Here is an 18,470-nt window from a genome sequence, read left to right as displayed (position 1 = left end):
TAGGCCATGACACGCACCCTCGAGCGAAGTTTTGTCGCAAGTGACCCGGGTGGTTTTCGTTCAGGCGTTACTCATGCTGTTGTCGCGCCGGGAAAAACAGCTCGAAGCAGGTGATGCCGTCGGCACTGCTGACATGGCAGGCACCGTTGTGCAGTTGCATGATCGTCGCCACGATCGACAGGCCCAGGCCATTGGACTGGGACGAGCGTTCGCGGGACTCATCGACCCGGTAGAAGCGTTCGAACAACCGTGGCAGATGGTGCGGCGCGATGGTCGGACCGTGGTTGCGCACTTGCACCTGGATGCCGTCGGCAGTCGGGTTGGCGTGGATGCACAGCTCGGAATGCGGGGCGCCGTACTTGATGGCGTTGGCGCACAGGTTGGCCAGGGCACGGCGCAGCAACATGGGCTCGGCCCAGATCAGACCGCTGCCCTGGGCATTGATGCAGATGCCAACGTCGCCCGCCGGGCCTTCGAAGTAGTCGGCCATGCGTTGCATTTCGTCGGCGGCATCCAGTTCCTGACGCTGGCGCAAGGCGCTGCGCGGATCGGTGCGGGCCAGAAACAGCATGTTGTCGAGCATGCGCGCCAGGCGTTCAAGTTCTTCGACGTTCGAGGCCAACAGTTGCTGATAGGCGTCGGTGCTGCGGTTCTGCTGCAAGGCCACCTGGGTTTCACCCAGCAGGTTGTTGATCGGCGTGCGCAGTTCGTGGGCCATGTCGGTCGACACCTGGCCCAGTTGTATGAAGCCTTTGTCCAGCCGGTCGAGCATGGCGTTGAAGGCGTCGATCATCGGCAACAGCTCCAGTGGCGCGCCCTGGCTGTCGAGGCGTTCGTTTAGGTTGCCGACGTCGATGCTCTGGGTGTGACGGGCCAGGCGCCGCACGGGCAACAGGCCACGATGCACCAGCACATAACCGGACAGCGACAGCAGAATCGCCGCGACGCTGGCGAACAGGTACACGTTGAAGCGGTAGTCGGCGAGCACGGCGGTGCGTTCGGTCATCAAGCGCCCTGTCACCACTTGCAGGCTGCCCAGATCACCCGAGTCGATGGTCGCCGCCAAGGCGGAAAACGGCACGCCATTGACGTTGGGCAAGTGCTGCACGTCATTCAGGGTCAGGCGATGATCCATCGCCACCGGGGTCAGCACCGGCATTTTCAGGTTGCCCGGGTTGACCACCAGCAACGGCGGTTGGCCTGGGGTGCCGATGGTCAGCAGGGCCTCGCGGTTGCCCATCATGTTCTGGAACAGCGCCGGCTTGGCCTTGATCAGGTCCAGGGTATTGCTGTCGTTGAGGAAGGTTCGCAACTGGTCGATGCGGGTGATCAGGGCAATGTCGTCGCGACGGATCAACTCGCGCTCCAGGTCGCGGTACAGCGCGACACCCAACAGCGCCAGCGAGACAAACGCCAGCAGGGCAAACACCAGCGCCAGACGCAAGGTCAGGGAGTGACTGAGGCGGGAAGCGGATTGCAGCGGTGTCATCGCATTCATGGCGGTATTCAGGGTTGAGTGTCGAAGCGGTAGCCGATGCCGCGCACGCTGTGGATCAACTTGAGCGGGAACGGATCATCGATTTTCAGGCGCAGGCGGCGCACCGCGACATCGACGACATTGGTGTCGCTGTCGAAATTCATGTCCCAGACCCGCGAGGCGATCATCGAGCGTGACAGCACTTCGCCCTGATGCGTGGCGAACAGGTGCAGCAGGGCAAATTCCTTGTTGGTCAGGGTGATGCGATTGCCGGCGCGGCTGACGCGTCGCTTGAGCACGTCGATCTGCAGGTCGTCGACGTGCAGGTGCTCCTCTTCCCGGGTAGGGCCGCGCCGGGTCAGGGTGCGCAGGCGTGCCACCAGTTCAGCGAAGGAAAACGGTTTGATCAGGTAATCGTCGGCGCCAAGTTCCAGGCCTTTGATGCGGTCGGCGATGTCATCCCGGGCGGTGAGGAACAACACCGGTGTGTCGGCTTCCTTGCGCAAGCGACGCAGGACTTCCCAGCCATCCATCTTCGGCATCATGACGTCCAGTACGATCACATCGAAATCGTGCTCAAGGGCCAGGTGCAAACCATCGACGCCGTCGCGCGCCAGGCTCACGGTGTATCCGAGTTCCTGCAGGCCGTTGAGCAGGTAATTGCCGGCCTTGGGTTCGTCTTCGACTACGAGGATGTTCATGAAAGTCTGCCTGATTCGGTCGGGCTACAGGGGCAAGCCAGTGGCGCAAGTGTAGCCCGATCAATCGTCGATACAGGCATCCGATCAGTTCTCGCCAATGCAATTCACGCCCTGGACCTGATAGTCCAGCTGGTGCTCGCGCCCCTGGTGGTCGAGGTAATTGAACTGCGCCGGCACGATGCCGCACTTGCCATTGAGGTCGGTCATGGACAGCACTTTGGCGACATCCACGTCCACATAAAAACCGTCCTTGTCGTGGATGACGGGTGAAGTGGATTGAGTTGCGGCAAACGCCGAACCGGTGGCGAGCAGGGCGGCAAAACCAAGGATCAACATTTTCATGACGAATCTCTCTCTACAAGGGCAGGGTGGCTGCCGGTGGTTGGCCTGACAGTGAGTTCAGGTTAACGAGGCGATCCGGACAGCCGACCAACAGCTTGATGACAAAGTTGTAATGAAAGGATGGCGGGAGCACCCGGGACCCTGTGGGAGCGGGCTTGCTCGCGAAGGCGGTGTATCAGCCAACATCAATGTTGAATGTGATGGCCTCTTCGTGAGCAAGCCCGCTCCCACAAGGGGCAGCAGCGACATTGGAAAGTGGTTTCAGCAAAACGGACCGACCCACGGATCCATGGCCTAAGCTTGTTCGCAGGCCGATGTTCATCGAGTACGTCGATGGGCAAACGGCACCTATAAAAACAATGCAATCAGGAGATGCCCATGTCCGCTTTGATCCAACGTTTGAGTCGCTGCATGGCCGCCGGTTTGACCGCTGCCGTGCTGGTCGCACCAGCCTTCGCGCTGGATACCGTGAAATTCATGGCCCCGGGCTCCGTGGGCGGTGGTTACGACCAGACCGCCCGGGTACTGGGCAAGGCCATGCTCGAAGCCAATACGGCCAAGGCCGTGACCTTCGAGAACAAGGGCGGGGCCGGTGGGACCCTGGGGCTGGCACAGTTTGCCAACAGCACCAAGGGTGACCCGAACGCATTGCTGGTGGTTGGCGCGATCATGGTCGCGGGCATCGAACAGAACAAACCGCAGATCAGCCTGAAGGATGTGACGCCGATTGCGCGCCTGTTTACCGAATACAACGTGATTGCCGTGCGCAAGGATTCGCCATACAAGACCCTCGATGACCTGATCAAGGACTTCAAGGAAAAGCCCACTAGCGTCACTTTTGGCGGTGGTTCCAAGGGGTCGATCGACCACATCGGCATCGCCGAGCTGGCGGGCAAACTGGATGTCCCGGTCAACAAGGTCAATTACATCGCCACCGGCGGTGGGGGTGAAATCGTCGCCCAGACCCTGGGCGGCCAGATCAAGGTGCTCACCGGGGGCTACGCCGAACTGGGTCAATACATCAAGGCCGGCCAGATCCGGGTGCTGGCCATCGGTGCGCCCGAGCGTGTCCCGGGGATCGATGCGCCGACCCTCAAGGAAAGCGGCTACGACGTGATCATCGGCAATTGGCGTGGTGTCTACGGTGCTGCGAACCTCACAGCCGAGCAGCGTAAAGAAGTGACCGACGCGGTTGTGGCCGCCAGCAAAAGCAAAGTCTGGCAAGAGAACATCAAAACCAATGCCTGGACCGAGAGCGTGCTGACCGGTGATGACTTCGGCAAATTCGTCGACGAAGAGCACGTGCGTCTGCGGGCGATGCTGGTCAAGGTCGGGCTGCTTTGAGATGGCCGGGTCACGCGCAATCGTGCCGACGCAATTGGCGATCGGCCTTGGACTGATCGCCCTCAGCGCCTTGCTGGCCGAGGGAGCCAACCGCTTTCCGCCCGAGATGGGCTTCGTGATTCTGCCGGCTTACGTCTATCCCTGGATCGTCGCCGGCTTTCTCGGCGTGGTGGGCCTGCTGCTGAGTTATCAGGCGCTAACCGGCGGTTTTCGCGAACTGGACAGCGGCAATGGTGTGATCCCTGGCGGAAAATCCGGGGCCGCCTGGGTCACTGGCGGGTTGGTTGGGGTGGCGGTGCTGATCAACCTCATCGGCTTTGTGCTGGCCGCCGGGCTGCTGTTCGCCTGTTCGGCGCGGGGGTTTGGCAGTCGTCATCCGGTGCGGGACCTGGCCATCGGCATTGCCTTGACCCTGCCGATCTACTGGCTGTTCAACGCCGGGCTGGGGGTTTCCCTGCCATCGCTGATCAACATCTGGCTGTGAGAGGAGATCGACACCGTGGACATTCTTTCAAGCCTGATGATGGGGTTTTCAGCGGCGCTGACGCCGATCAACCTGATGTGGGGGTTCATCGGCTGCCTGCTCGGCACCGCCATCGGCGTGTTGCCGGGGATCGGTCCGGCGCTGACGGTGGCACTGCTGTTGCCGATCACCGCCAAGGTCGACCCGACCGGTGCGCTGATCATGTTCGCCGGGATTTATTACGGCGCACAGTTCGGTGGCTCCACCACCTCGATCCTGCTCAACACCCCCGGTGAATCGTCTTCGATGGTCACGGCCCTGGAAGGCAACCTGATGGCGCGCAACGGTCGGGCGGGACCTGCGTTGGCAACGGCGGCGATAGGTTCATTCGTCGCTGGGACCATCGCGACGATTTTGCTGACACTGTTTGCACCCATCGTCGCCAGGCTGGCACTGAATTTCGGCCCGACCGAATATTTCGCGATCCTGGTGCTGTCGTTCACCACCGTGTCGGCGGTGCTTGGCGCTTCCATGCTCCGAGGGTTTGCTTCGCTCGGCGTCGGGCTGACCATCGGGCTGATCGGCCTGGACTCGACCTCGGGCATTGCCCGCTACACCCTCGGCGTGCCCGAACTGGTGGACGGTATCGAGGTGGTGCTGGTGGCGGTCGGGTTGTTCGCGGTTGGCGAGGCCTTGTACAGCCTGCTCTATCAAGGGGAATCAAACGAAGGACGGCACCGCCTGACTTCGTTGTGGATGACCCGCGCGGACTGGAAACGCTCGGTGCCCGCATGGCTTCGGGGCACGCTGATCGGTTTCCCGTTTGGTTCGATTCCGGCCGGTGGCGCCGAGATTCCAACCTTTTTGTCCTACTCCACCGAGCGCAAGCTCAGCCGCTACCCCAAGGAGTTTTCCGCCAACAAGGGCGAGGGCGCCATCGAAGGTGTCGCCGGCCCCGAAGCGGCCAACAACGCCAGCGCGACCGGATCCCTGGTGCCGTTGCTGACCCTGGGCATCCCGACGTCCGCTACCGCTGCGATCCTGCTGGCCGCGTTCCAGAACTACAACCTGCAACCGGGGCCGATGCTGTTCGAAACCTCCGCCGACCTGGTCTGGACGCTGGTGGCCTCGCTGTACATCGGCAACGTGATCCTGCTGGTGTTGAACCTGCCGCTGGTGGGACTGTGGGTCAGACTGCTGCAAATCCCCCGGCCGTACCTGAATGCCGGCATCCTCGTGTTCGCCACCATCGGCGTGTATGGCATGCGCCACTCATCCTTCGACCTGATCCTGATGTTGGCGATTGGCTGGGGCGGGGTGCTGATGCGGCGGTTCGACTTCCCCGTCGCCCCGGTGATCGTCGGCATGCTGCTGGGGCCGATGGCCGAGAAACAACTACGTAACGCCTTGTCCATTGGCCAGGGCGACTGGACGGTGTTCGTCACGCAACCGATCTCGGCGTTCTTCCTCGCCCTGACGCTGCTGGTGCTGGTGGTGCCCTATGTGTTGCATAAACGCGGCATCAAGTTGCATGAGGATGATTGAGGGCGATGAATGCCTGTCAGTCGAGTGCATACCTGTGGGAGCGGGCTTGCTCGCGAAAGCGGTGTGTCAGTGAAATAAGTGTCAACTGACCCGACGCCTTCGCGAGCAAGCCCGCTCCCACAGGGTCATGTGGTGGCTTGCGCGGTGAACCACTGCATCACCGCCCCGCAGGCCGGATGCGCGGCGGCCGAGGGTTGCAGGCACAGCGAATAGATCCCCCGGGTCTTCAACGGTTCGCCGAACGGAATCACCAGTTCGCCGCGTTGAATCGATTCGCCTGCCAGGGTCATGTCGGTCATCGCCACCCCCAGGCCACGCGCAGCGGCATCGAGTGCCAGTTCGTCGAGGTTGAAGGGGATATGCCGATAGTCCTGTAGCGACAGGCCGCCGTTGGCCAACAGCCAGGCCTGCCAGTCATGCTGGTCGGAAGAGCGGTGCAACAGGGCGAACCCCGATAAATCTTCCAGCGATGACATCGGCCGACCGGCGTTGCCCAGGCCCGGCGCGCACACCGGCACCAGGGCTTCCTCGAACAGGGTCAGGCAATCGGGCGCTGTGGATGGCTCTGGCAGATAGAGAATATAGGCGTCACTGTCACTGGCCGGCTCAACCACTTCGGTGGCCACGGTTTCGATTGCCAGGGATACGTCCGGGTGATGCCGGTAGAAATCGCTCAGTCTGGGCAGCAGCCAGCGCACCGCCAGTGACACGTGCATGCGGATGCGGAACGGGCGTTCCTGCGGCGCGAGCCGCTCTTCGAGGGTCCGTAGCTGTTCAAGGATGCTGCGGGCGCTGGCCAGTACCTGTTCACCCTCCGCGGTCAGTTGAATGCTGCGGCTGCTCCTGACAAACAGCGGTACGCCGAAGTGGCTCTCCAACTGCTGGATCTGTCGGCTCACGGCGCTTTGGGTCAGGCAGAGCTTTTGCGCCGCCTGGGTGAAGCTGCCTGACCCGGCGACCTCGACCAAGGCCTGCAAGCCCTGCAACGAGGGCACGTGGCGAATTTTATCCATGCGTTTTCAGAATGCCTCGATGATTTAATAACGTTGGTTGTCCGTGTTTTGACCCTTTAGATTCTAGTCATTGCCACCGTACTCGAAAACCACTTATGCGAATCCTGCATGCAGTGTTGTTTTGGATCGAGACGGCCGGCAGAACAAGAACCTGAGGTGACGCATGGAAAATATCTGTGGCTGGATTGCACAAGCGGGGAGTTCTCCGTTGCGCGATCCGCTCAAAGGCACGCAACAAGCCGACTGGCTGGTGATCGGTGGCGGCATTACCGGCCTCAGTGCGGCGCACGCTCTGGCGCAAATGCACCCCAAGGCCCGCATTGTGGTGGTTGATCGCCAGCGGGCTGCGCAAGGGGCATCGGCGCGCAACTCCGGTTTTGTGGTGGCCCATGAGCATCCCGCCGCTGGCGAACTGGTGGGTAGTGCCGGATTCGCCGGGTATCAAGTGGATACGGCCATCGGCCGCGCAGCCGCCGACGAAGTCCGCAAGCAGATTACCCGCCACGGTATCGAGTGCGACTTCAGGGAATCGGGTTATTTCTTCGCCGTCAGCGATCCACGCAAGCTGACCCACGTCGAGGCCAAGCTGCAGACCCTGCGTGCCGTTGGCGCCAGCGCGCATTTTCTGCAGGGCCAGGCATTGATCGAGAAACTCGGCAGCCGGCACTACCGCGCCGCGATCTGGTGCGGTAACGGCAATGCGCTGCTGCAACCGGCGAAGTACGTCAGGGGCTTGCTCGAGGCCTTGCCGCAGACAGTGACGGTCTGTGAAAACACCGACATCACCGGCCTTGAGCGCCTGGGCGATGGCCGAATTCGCGCCCGTAGCCAAAACGGCTGCGTCGAGGCAAGGCAAGTACTGGTCTGTCTGAACGCCTTTGTGCCTCGGGCGGGTATCGAAGACAGCGGCACATTTGCCATGGAGCTCAGCGCCAGCCTCACGCGACCGCTCAGCGATCAAGAGTTTCAGGCCATGGGTGCGCCCGCGTCCTGGGGCGTGCTGTCGACCCGCCCGTTGGGCGCCACGGTGCGCCTGACGCCGGATCGCCGGGTGATGATCCGCAACACTGCGGAATACCGCGCCCGGGATCTGTCCCTGGGCGAATTGTCGAGCCGCCGCCAGCACCATGTGCTGGGGTTGCAGCGGCGGTTCCCGATGCTCGGTGAGCAGGACATCGAATACACCTGGACCGGCCATCTCAGCGCTTCGCGCTCCGGGCAAGCGTATTTCGCCAAGGTCGAGGAGGGCGTTTTTGCCGTGGCCGGGTGCAATGGCTCCGGCGTGGCCCGGGGCACGCTGTGGGGCCGCTTGCTGGCGGAGTGGGCCTCGGGTCGCGAATCGCCGCTGCTGCACTCGGTCATCCAACGGGCGCAGCCCGGCTGGCTGCCGCCCAAGCCGTTGCTCGATATCGGTGCCATGCTGCGTATGCGCGTGGAAGCGGTCCGGGCCAGAAGCGAAATATGAACACACCCGTTTAACGACAAGAACAAAAGCACTTCCCATCGAAGGTGATTCAACATGCGCGTCAATACGCTTTCCCTTGTGGCCCTGATCTCGACCTTTTCCGCCTCGACCTATGCAGACGAAACCGTCAACATTTCCAACTGGAACGGCTACATCGCCGACGACACCTTGCCCAGCTTCACCAAGGCAACCGGGATCAAGGCGACCTACGACATCCACGACAGCAACGAAGTGCTGGAGTCGAAGTTGATGACCGGCAACACCGGTTATGACGTGGTCAGCCCGTCGAACCACTTCCTGTCGCGCCTGATCAAGGCCGGGGCCATCCAGAAGCTCGACAAGAGTCAGTTGCCCGACTGGAAGAACCTTGACCCGGCGTTGATGAAGAAACTCGAGGTCAACGACCCGGGTAACCAGTACGGCTTCCCTTACATGTGGGGCACGGCGGGTATCGGTTACAACGTCGAGAAGATCAAGGCGATCTTCGGCAACACCGATGTCACCCATTCCTGGAACCTGTTCTTCGACGAGAACAACATCAGGAAACTCAGCGAGTGCGGTGTGGCGATCATCGACAACCCGACGCAGATCCTTCCGATTACCCTCAATTACCTGGGCTTGCCACCCCACAGCCATGAGCCCGCCGATTACAAGAAAGCCGAGCAGGCCCTGCTGAAGATCCGCCCGTACGTGCAGTATTTCCATGCGTCCAAGTACATCAGCGACCTGGCCAACGGCAATGTCTGCGCGGTGATCGGTTTCAACGGCGACATCGTGCAGGCCGCCGCCAGCGCCAGGGAAGCCAAAAACGGGATCGATATTGCCTACTCGATCCCGGACGAAGGTTCCACGCTGTGGCTCGACATGGTGGTCATGCCCAAGAGCGCGCCCCATGAGCACAACGGCTACGCCTACATGAACTACCTGCTGCAGCCGAAGGTGATCGCCAACATCAGCAACAGCATCCACTACGCCAACCCCAACAGCGCGGCGGATGCCTATGTCGACCCGGCGGTGAAGCAGGACCTGGCGATTTACCCGCCGAAAACCGTGATGGACAAGCTGTTCACCGTCGAAGACTTGCCCGCGGCCATCGCACGTCTGAGCACGCGTTTGTGGACCAAGCTGAAAACCAATACCTGACCTGGTCAGGCCAGCATCGACATCAACCCACCCTGACGATCCAGTCTGGCCAGGTCGTCGAAACCGCCGATGTGCGTGTCGCCGATGAAAATCTGCGGCACGCTGCGGCGGTTGCTGCGGCTGAGCATTTCTTCGAACTTTCCGGGCTCGCTCTGGATGTTGATTTCTTCCATTACCGCGCCTTTGCTGGCGAGCAACGCCTTGGCGTTGCGGCAATAAGGGCAGGTGTCGGTGGTGTACAAGGTCACGGTATTCATGGTGGATTCTCCGTCGCTCAAGTCATTCAGGCGTCGATAGCCGGGAAGTCGATGTCGGTCAGCACAACGTTGTTCAGGTAGTTGGTCAGCGTCTGCGCAGCCACGTGGGCGATCACTTCAATGATCTTGCCGTCGCCGATACCGGCAGCACGGGCTGCGGCGATCTGCTCGACCGTCAGGTGGCCACGGCTTTCGGTGACCTGGCGGGCGAGGGTGGCATAGGCATTGAGTTCCCCCTGACGCGCGCTGAGGATGTCCTGGCCTGACAACCCGGCCTTGCCGGCGAACAGCGTGTGAGCCGCCAGGCAGTAGTCGCAGCCGTTGACCTGGGAAGTGGCGAGGAACACCGCTTCTTTTTCCGTGGCACTCAAGGACGTCTTGCCCAGTGCGGCGGAGTTTTGCAGGTACGAGGCCAACACCGCCGGGGCGTGGGCCAGTACCTTGAAGACGTTGGGCAAAAAGCCGATTTTCTTCTGCACGCCTTCCAGCAGCGGGCGGGTGGCGTCGGTGGCGTGTTCCAGGCTGATCGGGGCAATGCGGCTCATGGTGATACTCCGTGGTGTGAAGCGCGGAATGCGCTGGGTACGGAGCTGATGTTAGGGAGAGTGTCTGGCTTGTTGGGTGCAAATCGTCGAGGATATGCGACAGATCGTCCAGAACTGCCCTCGGGAGCCTTGTCATGGATCGCTTGTCCACGTTGCTCACACACTTTGGCGTCAATGCCGGCACGTTCCATAGCGGTACGTTTTGCGGTACCGCCGCCTTCGACGGCCAACAGGCCGGCGGTCATTTGCACCTGCTTCAGGCGGGTGAGTTGCTGCTCAGGTTGGGTGATCAGCCGGATCTGCAACTGACCGAACCGACCCTGATCTTTTTTCCTCGGCCCTATCGGCATCGCCTGCTCGCTTCAGAAGCGTCCGGCACGCAACTGGTCTGCGCGACCCTGGATTTCGACGGCGGTGCGGGCAATGCCCTGGCGGCGGCACTGCCTGATTACCTGGTGCTTAAGCTCGATGAAATCCCGGCGATGGCCGGGACCCTGGAATGGCTGTTCAACGAGGCGTTTGACGGTACATGCGGGCGTGAGGCGGTAATGGACCGGTTGTTTGAACTGCTGGTGATTCTGTTGCTGCGGCACATTCTGAGTACCGGTGGCCAGCAACCGGGCATGATGGCCGGCCTCGCCGATGCGCGCCTGGCGCGCCCTCTGAGCCTGATGCATCAAACCCCGGCCAAGGCCTGGAGCGTGGCCGAACTCTCGGTCGCCGCCAACATGTCGCGGGCCAGTTTCGCCGAACACTTTCGCCGGGTGGTCGGGCAGACGCCGGTAGATTACCTGGTGAGCTGGCGCATCAGCCTGGCGCAGAAACGCTTGCGCGAGGGCCGGCCGATTGCGCTGATTGCCGAGGAGGTTGGTTACGAGAGCCCCTCGGCACTGGCCCGGGCGTTTCGGCGCAAGACCGGGCTCAGCCCACGGGAGTGGAAGGGCAGTTGACCACCGCCTATTCCCTTTGTGGGAGCGGGCTTGCCCGCGAAGAGGCCGGCGCATCCAGCAGGGAGGTTGACTGACACTCCGCCTTCGCGAGCAAGCCCGCTCCCACAGGTTTTGTGGTTGCCTTACGCGTGCATCAGAACTTGTACGCCTGCCGTCCCACCAACAGCCATTTGCCGTTCTGCTTTTGCCAGATCTGCAGGTTCTCGATTTCGGTTGGCACCACTTCGGTACCTTTGAGCGCTTGCGCCGAGAAGTGGTGGCGGACCAGCGCGACATCGCCCGAGACGGTGATGGTCTGGTTTTGCATCTCCAGGGTCTTGAAGGCGCTCTTGCCGGTTTCGATGTCGGCGATGAATGCCTGCTTGTCCTGGATCTTGCCGCTGGAGTGCCCGTAGGTCAGGTTCTCGGCGGTCAAGGCGTTCAGCTCCGGGATGTCTTTGTGCAGCATGGCCTGGGTCAGGTGGTCGACAGCCTGGGCGACGTCTTTGTCCGCGGCAGCCGGGGTGGCGGCGACGTAGCCGCTGAACAGGCACAGAAAACCAATCAGCACTGTTGTTTTTTTCATGGGTGTTTCCTTGTTGTTGTAGGGATGGCGCTATGACTGCTCGAGTATTCGTCAGTCATCGTACAACCTATCATGCGATGGAGGGAAAAAGCGAACTTGCCCTGCGGCCATGCCTCGAAGTTAAAAGGGCGATGCCCTGACTTCGAGGTATTGCACCATGCAGCCTGACCCGCGTTTACGGCACGACCTGACGTTGCTCATGGTGTTTCTGGTGATCGTCGTGGTGTCGGGTTTTGCTCCCCGCAGCCGGGTGGACTGGGCGCTGGAAAACCTGCTGGTGCTGTTGCTGGTGGGCACGCTGGTGGCGGTTTCGCGGCGGTTCCGTTTGTCGGCGACATCCATCACGCTGGTGTTTGCGTTTCTGTGCGTGCATGAGTTGGGTGCCCACTACACCTATTCCCTGGTGCCTTACGAACGCTGGTCTTCGGCGTGGTTGGGTTTCAGTTTCGAGCAGGCGTCAGGCGTTCACCGCAATCACTACGACCGACTGGTGCATCTGAGCTACGGACTGCTGCTGGCTTATCCGGTGCGCGAAGTGTTGTTGCGCCTGACCCCGCTACGCGGGTTCTGGCTGTTTTTCGTGACCCTGAACATCATGCTGTCGACCTCCGCCATGTATGAACTGGTGGAGTGGATCGGCGGTGCCTTTCTGGGCAATGACACGGCGAACGCCTTCGTCGGCGCACAAAACGACCCCTGGGACTCGCAAAAGGACATGGCCATCGCGCTCGCCGGTGCATTGGTCAGCCTGTTTCTGGTGTCCCTGCGCGGCATGGCGCAAAAACAGCCGCTGACGACCGCGTGTCGTAAAAAAAGCAATCTGTGGGAATAGGCTTCAACTACTGCTCGAACCCGTCGATACCCTCTTGAAGCGTGCCACCCGCGCGGGGCAAACCCCGTCGCCAAACGTGCCAGAGAGGAACCACAGAGTGTCCATAAAACTGCGTTTAATATTGTTGATCGGCACCGGATTGCTCACTGCGTTGATCATGAGCCTGGTCAGTTATCTGGGAAACACCCGGATGGCCGAGGCCGTGGACGACAACAACGTCAGCATGGCCGCGCTGCGCAATCACCTGGAAGGCGACATGATGCACGACGCGTTGCGCGCCGACGTGTTGTCGGCCATGTTGGTGGGCTTGAACAAAAGCACCAGCAGCAAGGCCGAGGTGCGCAGTTCCATCGAAGAGCACGCCCAACGCTTTCGCGAAGTGCTCGGGGAAAACCTCAAGCTGCCGGTCCACGACACCATTAAGGCCGGCCTGAACAAGATCAAGCCGAGCCTCGACACCTACATCAGTGCCGCCGAGCGCATCGCCGGGCTGGCGCTGGAAAACCCGGAAGCGGCACAACAGCAGCTGGGCACCTTCAACAACGCCTTCAGCCAGCTGGAAGACCAGATGGAGGCTCTCAGCGAGTTGATCGAAAGCAATACGCAACAGACCAGCCAGGGCACGGCGCAAGTCATCAGCAACGCCAACCTGACCCTCGGCGGCATGCTGATCGCCGGTTTGTTGCTGCTGTTGGCCCTGGGGCGTTCGGCGATCCTGAGCATCATGGGCCCGCTGCAAACCGCCAGTCGCATTGCCCAGAGCATCGCCCATGGCAACCTCGGCGAGCCGATTGTCGAGCCCACCCGCAAGGACGAAGCCAGCGCATTGATTCGTAGCCTGGCAACCATGCAGCGGGATTTGCGCGGCATGATCGAGGTGGTGCGCAGCAACGCCCACGGTGTCAGTGGCATGAGCGCGCAACTGAGCAACGGTTGCCATGAGGTGGCCGGCAGCAGCCAGCAGCAAAGCGCGGCGGCCAGCACCATGGCCGCGGCCGCCAGCGAAATGACGGCGAGCATCGAGGAAATCACCCGGCATGCCGAGCGGGCGCTGAACATGGCCAATCAGGCCGAGGCGCTGGCCAAGGACGGTGGCCGGGTGATCCACCAAGTGGTCAGCGACATGGACGGCATCGCGCGTTCGGCGCAGCACTCGGCGCAGGTGATCCGCACGCTGGACAAAGAGTCCGAGGGGATCTTTAACATCATTCAGGTGATCAAGGGCATCGCTGACCAGACCAACCTGTTGGCCCTGAACGCCGCCATCGAAGCCGCCCGTGCCGGCGAGCAGGGCCGTGGTTTTGCCGTGGTGGCCGATGAGGTCCGCAGCCTGGCGGGGCGCACCAGCGCTTCCACCCAGGAAATCGCCAGCATGGTCGCACGCATCCAGCAAAGCACCCGCGAGGCGGTGATCAGCATGGAGGAGGGCGTGGCCCAGGTCGACAAAGGCATGGCGGTGACGGCCGATGTCGAGCGCGCCATTCGTGAAATCCTCGATGCCACGCTCAACACCACGCAACTGGTCAATGACATCAGCCGCACCATCGGCGAGCAAAGCCTGGCCAGCAACGAGATCGCCCATCAGGTGGAGATGATTGCCGGCATGTCGCAAGGCAACAGCAAGGTGATCGGGCAGACGGCTTCGACCACCGATGAGTTGTCGAGCCTGGCGGGGCAGTTGGCGCAGTCGGTGGATCGGTTCAGGCTTTGAGGTAGAGGTTGCCTGACAAGACGCCTTCGCGAGCAAGCCCGCTCCCACATTTGATCGCGGCCTAATGTGGGAGCGGGCTTGCTCGCGAAGGCGGCAGACCATACAACGCAAAACTACGGGCTACAGGTATTTGTCCGTCACAGCCCCCTCCGAAGCACTGGACACCGTCTTCGCATACTTGGCCAGCACCCCCCGTGTGTACTTGGCGGGCGGCGGCACCCAACGCGACTTGCGCTCGGCCAGCACAGCCTCGGAGACGTCCACGGTAATCTGCCGGGTTTGCGCATCGATGATGATCCTGTCGCCATTTTCGACCAGCGCAATCGGTCCGCCTTCGAAGGCTTCCGGCGTGATGTGGCCGACCACGAAACCGTGGGAGCCGCCGGAAAAACGCCCGTCGGTGATCAGCGCCACATCCTTGCCCAGGCCCTTGCCCATGACCGCCGAGGTCGGCGAGAGCATTTCGCGCATGCCCGGCCCACCCTTGGGGCCTTCGTAGCGGATCACGATCACTTCGCCGGGCTGTACCTCGCCATTGAGGATGCCGGCCAGCGCACCTTCCTCACCGTGATAGACCCGGGCCGTGCCTTCAAAACGCAGGCCTTCCTTGCCGGTGATCTTGGCCACGGCGCCGTTGGGCGAGAGGTTGCCGCGCAGAATGACCAGGTGGGAATCCTTTTTGATCGGCTGGTCGAAAGGCCGGATCACGTCCTGGCCGGCCGGGTAATCGGGCACGTTTGCCAGGTTTTCCGCCAGGGTCTGGCCGGTGACGGTCAGCACATCGCCGTGCAGCATGCCGGCATCGAGCATGCGCTTCATCAGCGGTTGAATACCGCCGATGGCCACCAGCTCGCTCATCATGTATTTGCCACTGGGGCGCAGGTCGGCGACCACCGGGGAAATCTTGCCCAGCTCGACGAAGTCATCCAGGGTCAGTTCGACATCCACCGCATTGGCCATGGCCAGCAAATGCAGCACGGCGTTGGTCGAGCCGGCGAGGGCGATCACCACGCGGATGGCATTCTCGAAGGCTTTGCGGGTCATGATGTCGCGGGGTTTGAGGTCGAGCTTGAGCAACTCCATGACCTGCTGGCCGGCCCGGTAGCTGTCCGATGCCTTGTCGGCGCCGATGGCGTCCTGGGAGCTGGAGCCGGGCAGGCTCATGCCCAATGCCTCAATGGCCGAGGCCATGGTGTTGGCGGTGTACATGCCGCCACAGGAACCGGGACCGGGAATCGCCACTTCCTCGATCTGCTTGACCTGAATCTCGTTGATGTCGCCCCGCGCGTGCTGGCCCACGGCCTCGAACACGGAAATGATGTCGGTATGACCGGCCCCCGGCTGGATGGTGCCGCCATAGACAAAGATCGACGGGCGATTGAGCCGCGCCATGCCGATCAGGCACCCCGGCATGTTCTTGTCGCAACCGCCGATGGTCACCAGGCCGTCGAAACCCTCGCAACCGGTGACCACTTCAATGGAGTCGGCGATCACCTCGCGGGACACCAGCGAATACTTCATGCCTTCGGTGCCGTTGGCGATGCCGTCGGAAATGGTGATGGTGTTGAAGATCACGCCCTTGGCGCCCGCGGCATTCGCGCCTTTTTCGGCTTCGAGCGCCAGCTTGTCGATGTGCATGTTGCAGGGGGTGACCATGGCCCAGGTCGAGGCGATGCCGACCTGCGGCTTGCTGAAGTCTGCATCGGTAAAGCCCACGGCCCGCAACATGGCGCGTGCGGGGGCGGCTTCCACGCCATCGATCACTTGAGAGGAGTACTTGCGCAGATCGTCTTTGTCGCTCATGACTTGTCCTCACCTGCTCATCTGAAGACCACTGAGTATAGTCGCCGATCCGCCGTAACCTCGTGCACCGGAACCTGTAGGAGCCGGCTTGCCGGTGATGGCGGCCTCTGATGCGATACAACACTCAAGGCCGCCATCGCTGGCAAGCCAGCTCCTACAGAGTCGGGAACAGACGCGCGGGTAAGCCTTGTCGTGATATTCTTCGCGCCCACTTGGTTTGACCTGTTCGGTCGGCGTGTCCTCGAGACGTGCCGGCAGAATCACTGTCGCTCAAGTAGCTGAAGCCAATAAAGATAAAAAGTCAGTTCAGAAGGGACATTAAACGGGGGTCGACGCGGTTCGTCGGCCTTGTGTGCCCACCCTGCAATCCTTGAGTGCCGCACCCGTGACTGCCGTGAAACATGGGGCTGTGCGCGTGAGGATGGAAGGGCGGATGGCGTTTTATCATAGGTGCTACAGATGTTTAAGAAAGTGAACACGGCCCTGCTGGGGCTGGCGTTGTCGATGGGGATGACTTCCGTCCACGCAGAAGAGGCAAAGAAAGTCGATGTACTGCTGATTGGCGGCGGCATCATGAGCGCGACCCTGGGTGTGTGGCTCAATGAGCTGGAACCCGGCATGTCGATGGAAATGGTCGAGCGCCTCGACGGCGTCGCCCAGGAAAGCTCCAACGGCTGGAACAACGCCGGTACCGGTCACTCCGCCCTGGCCGAGCTGAACTACACCCCGGAAGACGAGAACGGCAAGGTCTCGATCCAGAAGGCCGTTGAAATCAACGAAGCGTTCCAGATCTCCCGTCAGTTCTGGGCCTGGCAGGTTCAGCAAGGCGTGCTGAAGAACCCGCGTTCGTTCATCAACTCCACTCCGCACATGAGTTTCGTGTGGGGCGATGACAACATCAAGTTCCTGAAAAAACGCTACGAAGCCCTGCAGGCGAGCCCGCTGTTCGCCGGCATGCAGTATTCCGAAGACCCGGCCGTGATCAAGCAGTGGGTACCGCTGATGATGGAAGGGCGTGACCCGAACCAGAAAATCGCGGCCACCTGGAGCCCGATCGGCACCGACATGAACTTCGGCGAAATCACGCGTCAGTTCGTTGCACACCTGCAGACCACGCCTAAATTCGACTTGAAGCTGTCCAGCGAAGTGCAGGACATCACCAGGAACGAAGACGGCAGCTGGCGCGTCAGCTACAAGAACCTGAAAGACGGCAGCAAGACCGAAACCGACGCGAAATTCGTGTTCATCGGCGCCGGCGGCGGTGCCCTGCACCTGCTGCAGAAGTCCGGCATTCCGGAAGCCAGGGAATACGCAGGCTTCCCGGTAGGCGGCTCGTTCCTGGTGACCGAGAACCCGACCATCGCCGAGCAACACCTGGCCAAGGCCTACGGCAAGGCTTCGGTAGGCGCTCCGCCGATGTCGGTTCCGCACCTGGACACCCGCGTGCTGGACGGCAAGCGCGTGATCCTGTTTGGCCCATTCGCGACCTTCAGCACCAAGTTCCTGAAAGAAGGTTCGTACCTGGACCTGCTGACCACCACGACCACGCACAACGTGTGGCCAATGACCAAGGTCGGCATCAAGGAATACCCGCTGGTCGAGTACCTTGCAGGCCAGTTGATGCTGTCTGACGAAGACCGCATGAACGCCCTGAAAGAATACTTCCCGAACGCCAAGGCTGAAGACTGGCGCCTGTGGCAAGCCGGCCAGCGCGTGCAGATCATCAAGCGTGATGAAGCGGCCGGTGGCGTGCTGAAACTGGGCACCGAGATCGTTGCTTCGCAAGACGGCAGTATTGCCGGCCTGCTGGGTGCCTCCCCAGGCGCTTCGACCGCTGCGCCGATCATGCTGACCGTGCTGCAGAAAGTGTTCAAGGACAAGGTTGCGACTCCTGACTGGCAGGCAAAACTGCACCAGATCGTGCCGAGCTACGGCACCCAGCTGAACGCCAGCCCGGAGAAAGTCGCTGAAGAGTGGGCTTATACCGCCAAGGTGCTGGAGCTGACTCCGCCACCAGCGGTGATCGCGCCGGCTGTGAAGCCAGTGACGGTCGACACGGCTGTAAAAGCGCCGAAGGCTAATGCTGCGAGTGATATGGCTCTGTGATTCGGATGTCCTGCCGTTGAGGTGGGGTGTTTGGGTTAGCTGACCCGTATAAAAGAAAGCCCGCTGAACCGGTTACGGTTGGCGGGTTTTTTTTTGCGTACATATCCGTTTCTGCGGTCACGGCCACTTAGGGTTCCGCCCTTACGGCGGGTTACTTGGAAGAGCGGAGCGCCGCCCGGCCCCAAGTAACCAAGGGCTCTTGCCCCTG

17 protein-coding genes and 1 pseudogene are annotated in these 18,470 nt (G+C 61.5%); 10 read left to right on the top strand and 8 right to left on the bottom strand.

Annotation, left to right across the window (positions count from 1 at the left end; all coding sequences use genetic code 11):
- Positions 1-67: 67 nt before the first annotated feature.
- The 3 genes from ACCD00_RS19910 to ACCD00_RS19900 form a co-directional block, all read right to left on the bottom strand.
- Complete coding sequence (locus ACCD00_RS19910) at positions 68-1,498, bottom strand: heavy metal sensor histidine kinase (protein WP_413427110.1); 1,431 nt, start codon at positions 1,496-1,498, stop codon at positions 68-70.
- A gap of 8 nt (positions 1,499-1,506) precedes the next feature.
- The gene (locus tag ACCD00_RS19905; RefSeq protein ID WP_046040381.1) at positions 1,507-2,178 is read right to left on the bottom strand and encodes a heavy metal response regulator transcription factor; all 672 of its coding nucleotides are present in this window, start codon (positions 2,176-2,178) and stop codon (positions 1,507-1,509) included.
- A gap of 84 nt (positions 2,179-2,262) precedes the next feature.
- Positions 2,263-2,520 carry a DUF2790 domain-containing protein gene (locus ACCD00_RS19900; RefSeq protein WP_413427108.1) on the bottom strand — a complete coding sequence of 86 codons (258 nt, stop codon included), beginning with the start codon at positions 2,518-2,520 and terminating at the stop codon, positions 2,263-2,265.
- Between the two features lie 378 nt (positions 2,521-2,898).
- Here ACCD00_RS19900 and ACCD00_RS19895 point away from each other — a divergent pair, with 378 nt between their 5' ends.
- Genes ACCD00_RS19895 through ACCD00_RS19885 form a run of 3 tightly spaced genes read left to right on the top strand, consistent with a single transcriptional unit; the run spans position 2,899 to position 5,872 of the window.
- Complete coding sequence (locus ACCD00_RS19895) at positions 2,899-3,864, top strand: Bug family tripartite tricarboxylate transporter substrate binding protein (RefSeq protein ID WP_413427106.1); 966 nt, start codon at positions 2,899-2,901, stop codon at positions 3,862-3,864.
- A gap of 1 nt (position 3,865) precedes the next feature.
- Entirely contained in the window at positions 3,866-4,348 is a 483-nt protein-coding gene (locus tag ACCD00_RS19890) for a tripartite tricarboxylate transporter TctB family protein (RefSeq protein WP_413427104.1), read from the top strand.
- Between the two features lie 15 nt (positions 4,349-4,363).
- Positions 4,364-5,872, top strand: coding sequence for a tripartite tricarboxylate transporter permease (locus tag ACCD00_RS19885; RefSeq protein WP_413427103.1), 1,509 nt, complete (start codon positions 4,364-4,366; stop codon positions 5,870-5,872).
- Between the two features lie 125 nt (positions 5,873-5,997).
- On the opposite strand, the gene ACCD00_RS19880 is transcribed toward ACCD00_RS19885, so the two are convergent.
- A complete protein-coding gene (locus tag ACCD00_RS19880) occupies positions 5,998-6,885 on the bottom strand; it encodes a LysR substrate-binding domain-containing protein (RefSeq protein ID WP_413427101.1) in 888 nt (295 codons plus the stop codon).
- A 163-nt stretch (positions 6,886-7,048) separates the two neighbouring features.
- Here ACCD00_RS19880 and ACCD00_RS19875 point away from each other — a divergent pair, with 163 nt between their 5' ends.
- Together ACCD00_RS19875 and ACCD00_RS19870 are read left to right on the top strand one after the other, a co-directional pair.
- Positions 7,049-8,350: an NAD(P)/FAD-dependent oxidoreductase gene (locus ACCD00_RS19875; protein ID WP_413427099.1), complete on the top strand. Its 1,302-nt coding sequence runs from the start codon at positions 7,049-7,051 to the stop codon at positions 8,348-8,350.
- Between the two features lie 54 nt (positions 8,351-8,404).
- Positions 8,405-9,493, top strand: a complete 1,089-nt coding sequence (locus ACCD00_RS19870; protein ID WP_413427097.1) for a polyamine ABC transporter substrate-binding protein — start codon at positions 8,405-8,407, stop codon at positions 9,491-9,493.
- A gap of 5 nt (positions 9,494-9,498) precedes the next feature.
- Here ACCD00_RS19870 and grxC read toward each other — a convergent pair whose 3' ends face one another.
- The gene (grxC, locus tag ACCD00_RS19865) at positions 9,499-9,750 is read right to left on the bottom strand and encodes a glutaredoxin 3 (protein WP_413427095.1); all 252 of its coding nucleotides are present in this window, start codon (positions 9,748-9,750) and stop codon (positions 9,499-9,501) included.
- Positions 9,751-9,776: 26 nt separating this feature from the next.
- The gene (locus ACCD00_RS19860; protein ID WP_413427093.1) at positions 9,777-10,295 is read right to left on the bottom strand and encodes a carboxymuconolactone decarboxylase family protein; all 519 of its coding nucleotides are present in this window, start codon (positions 10,293-10,295) and stop codon (positions 9,777-9,779) included.
- Between the two features lie 134 nt (positions 10,296-10,429).
- On the opposite strand from ACCD00_RS19860, the gene ACCD00_RS19855 reads away from it, so the two are divergent.
- Entirely contained in the window at positions 10,430-11,245 is an 816-nt protein-coding gene (locus ACCD00_RS19855; RefSeq protein ID WP_413427091.1) for a cupin domain-containing protein, read from the top strand.
- Between the two features lie 133 nt (positions 11,246-11,378).
- Here ACCD00_RS19855 and ACCD00_RS19850 read toward each other — a convergent pair whose 3' ends face one another.
- Positions 11,379-11,810, bottom strand: a complete 432-nt coding sequence (locus ACCD00_RS19850; protein ID WP_413427089.1) for a nuclear transport factor 2 family protein — start codon at positions 11,808-11,810, stop codon at positions 11,379-11,381.
- Between the two features lie 157 nt (positions 11,811-11,967).
- Between ACCD00_RS19850 and ACCD00_RS19845 the strand changes: the two genes are divergently transcribed.
- The 3 genes and pseudogenes from ACCD00_RS19845 to ACCD00_RS19835 all read left to right on the top strand — a co-directional run bounded on the left by ACCD00_RS19845 (position 11,968) and on the right by ACCD00_RS19835 (position 14,353).
- Positions 11,968-12,642: a DUF2238 domain-containing protein gene (locus tag ACCD00_RS19845; protein WP_413427087.1), complete on the top strand. Its 675-nt coding sequence runs from the start codon at positions 11,968-11,970 to the stop codon at positions 12,640-12,642.
- 76 nt (positions 12,643-12,718) lie between these two features.
- A pseudogene (locus ACCD00_RS19840) lies at positions 12,719-13,495 on the top strand (MCP four helix bundle domain-containing protein); the annotation flags it as partial.
- Entirely contained in the window at positions 13,490-14,353 is an 864-nt protein-coding gene (locus ACCD00_RS19835) for a methyl-accepting chemotaxis protein (RefSeq protein WP_413427146.1), read from the top strand. The pseudogene ACCD00_RS19840 and the gene ACCD00_RS19835, both read left to right, overlap by 6 nt.
- A gap of 120 nt (positions 14,354-14,473) precedes the next feature.
- Here the strand turns inward: ACCD00_RS19835 and ilvD are convergent, their stop codons facing one another.
- Positions 14,474-16,156 (bottom strand): dihydroxy-acid dehydratase, encoded by a 1,683-nt coding sequence (gene ilvD / locus ACCD00_RS19830; RefSeq protein WP_413427085.1) that lies wholly within the window; start codon positions 16,154-16,156, stop codon positions 14,474-14,476.
- A 459-nt stretch (positions 16,157-16,615) separates the two neighbouring features.
- Between ilvD and mqo the strand changes: the two genes are divergently transcribed.
- A complete protein-coding gene (gene mqo / locus ACCD00_RS19825; RefSeq protein WP_413427083.1) occupies positions 16,616-18,262 on the top strand; it encodes a malate dehydrogenase (quinone) in 1,647 nt (548 codons plus the stop codon).
- Positions 18,263-18,470 lie beyond the last annotated feature (208 nt).

This window comes from Pseudomonas sp. Pseusp3 (assembly GCF_047304225.1).
Lineage (GTDB): Bacteria > Pseudomonadota > Gammaproteobacteria > Pseudomonadales > Pseudomonadaceae > Aquipseudomonas > Aquipseudomonas fluorescens_CD.
The sequence above is the reverse complement of the archived record's forward strand: the minus strand, read 5'-3'. Positions and strand labels throughout refer to the sequence as shown.

What these genes read in the sequence shown, in the direction of transcription:
- ACCD00_RS19910 (WP_413427110.1), bottom strand. Translation starts at nt 1,498, where the DNA reads ATGAATGCGATGACACCGCTGCAATCCGCTTCCCGCCTCAGTCACTCC.
- ACCD00_RS19905 (WP_046040381.1), bottom strand. Translation starts at nt 2,178, where the DNA reads ATGAACATCCTCGTAGTCGAAGACGAACCCAAGGCCGGCAATTACCTG.
- ACCD00_RS19900 (WP_413427108.1), bottom strand. Translation starts at nt 2,520, where the DNA reads ATGAAAATGTTGATCCTTGGTTTTGCCGCCCTGCTCGCCACCGGTTCG.
- ACCD00_RS19895 (WP_413427106.1), top strand. Translation starts at nt 2,899, where the DNA reads ATGTCCGCTTTGATCCAACGTTTGAGTCGCTGCATGGCCGCCGGTTTG.
- ACCD00_RS19890 (WP_413427104.1), top strand. Translation starts at nt 3,866, where the DNA reads ATGGCCGGGTCACGCGCAATCGTGCCGACGCAATTGGCGATCGGCCTT.
- ACCD00_RS19880 (WP_413427101.1), bottom strand. Translation starts at nt 6,885, where the DNA reads ATGGATAAAATTCGCCACGTGCCCTCGTTGCAGGGCTTGCAGGCCTTG.
- ACCD00_RS19875 (WP_413427099.1), top strand. Translation starts at nt 7,049, where the DNA reads ATGGAAAATATCTGTGGCTGGATTGCACAAGCGGGGAGTTCTCCGTTG.
- ACCD00_RS19870 (WP_413427097.1), top strand. Translation starts at nt 8,405, where the DNA reads ATGCGCGTCAATACGCTTTCCCTTGTGGCCCTGATCTCGACCTTTTCC.
- grxC (WP_413427095.1), bottom strand. Translation starts at nt 9,750, where the DNA reads ATGAATACCGTGACCTTGTACACCACCGACACCTGCCCTTATTGCCGC.
- ACCD00_RS19860 (WP_413427093.1), bottom strand. Translation starts at nt 10,295, where the DNA reads ATGAGCCGCATTGCCCCGATCAGCCTGGAACACGCCACCGACGCCACC.
- ACCD00_RS19855 (WP_413427091.1), top strand. Translation starts at nt 10,430, where the DNA reads ATGGATCGCTTGTCCACGTTGCTCACACACTTTGGCGTCAATGCCGGC.
- ACCD00_RS19850 (WP_413427089.1), bottom strand. Translation starts at nt 11,810, where the DNA reads ATGAAAAAAACAACAGTGCTGATTGGTTTTCTGTGCCTGTTCAGCGGC.
- ACCD00_RS19845 (WP_413427087.1), top strand. Translation starts at nt 11,968, where the DNA reads ATGCAGCCTGACCCGCGTTTACGGCACGACCTGACGTTGCTCATGGTG.
- ACCD00_RS19835 (WP_413427146.1), top strand. Translation starts at nt 13,490, where the DNA reads ATGCAGCGGGATTTGCGCGGCATGATCGAGGTGGTGCGCAGCAACGCC.
- ilvD (WP_413427085.1), bottom strand. Translation starts at nt 16,156, where the DNA reads ATGAGCGACAAAGACGATCTGCGCAAGTACTCCTCTCAAGTGATCGAT.
- mqo (WP_413427083.1), top strand. Translation starts at nt 16,616, where the DNA reads ATGTTTAAGAAAGTGAACACGGCCCTGCTGGGGCTGGCGTTGTCGATG.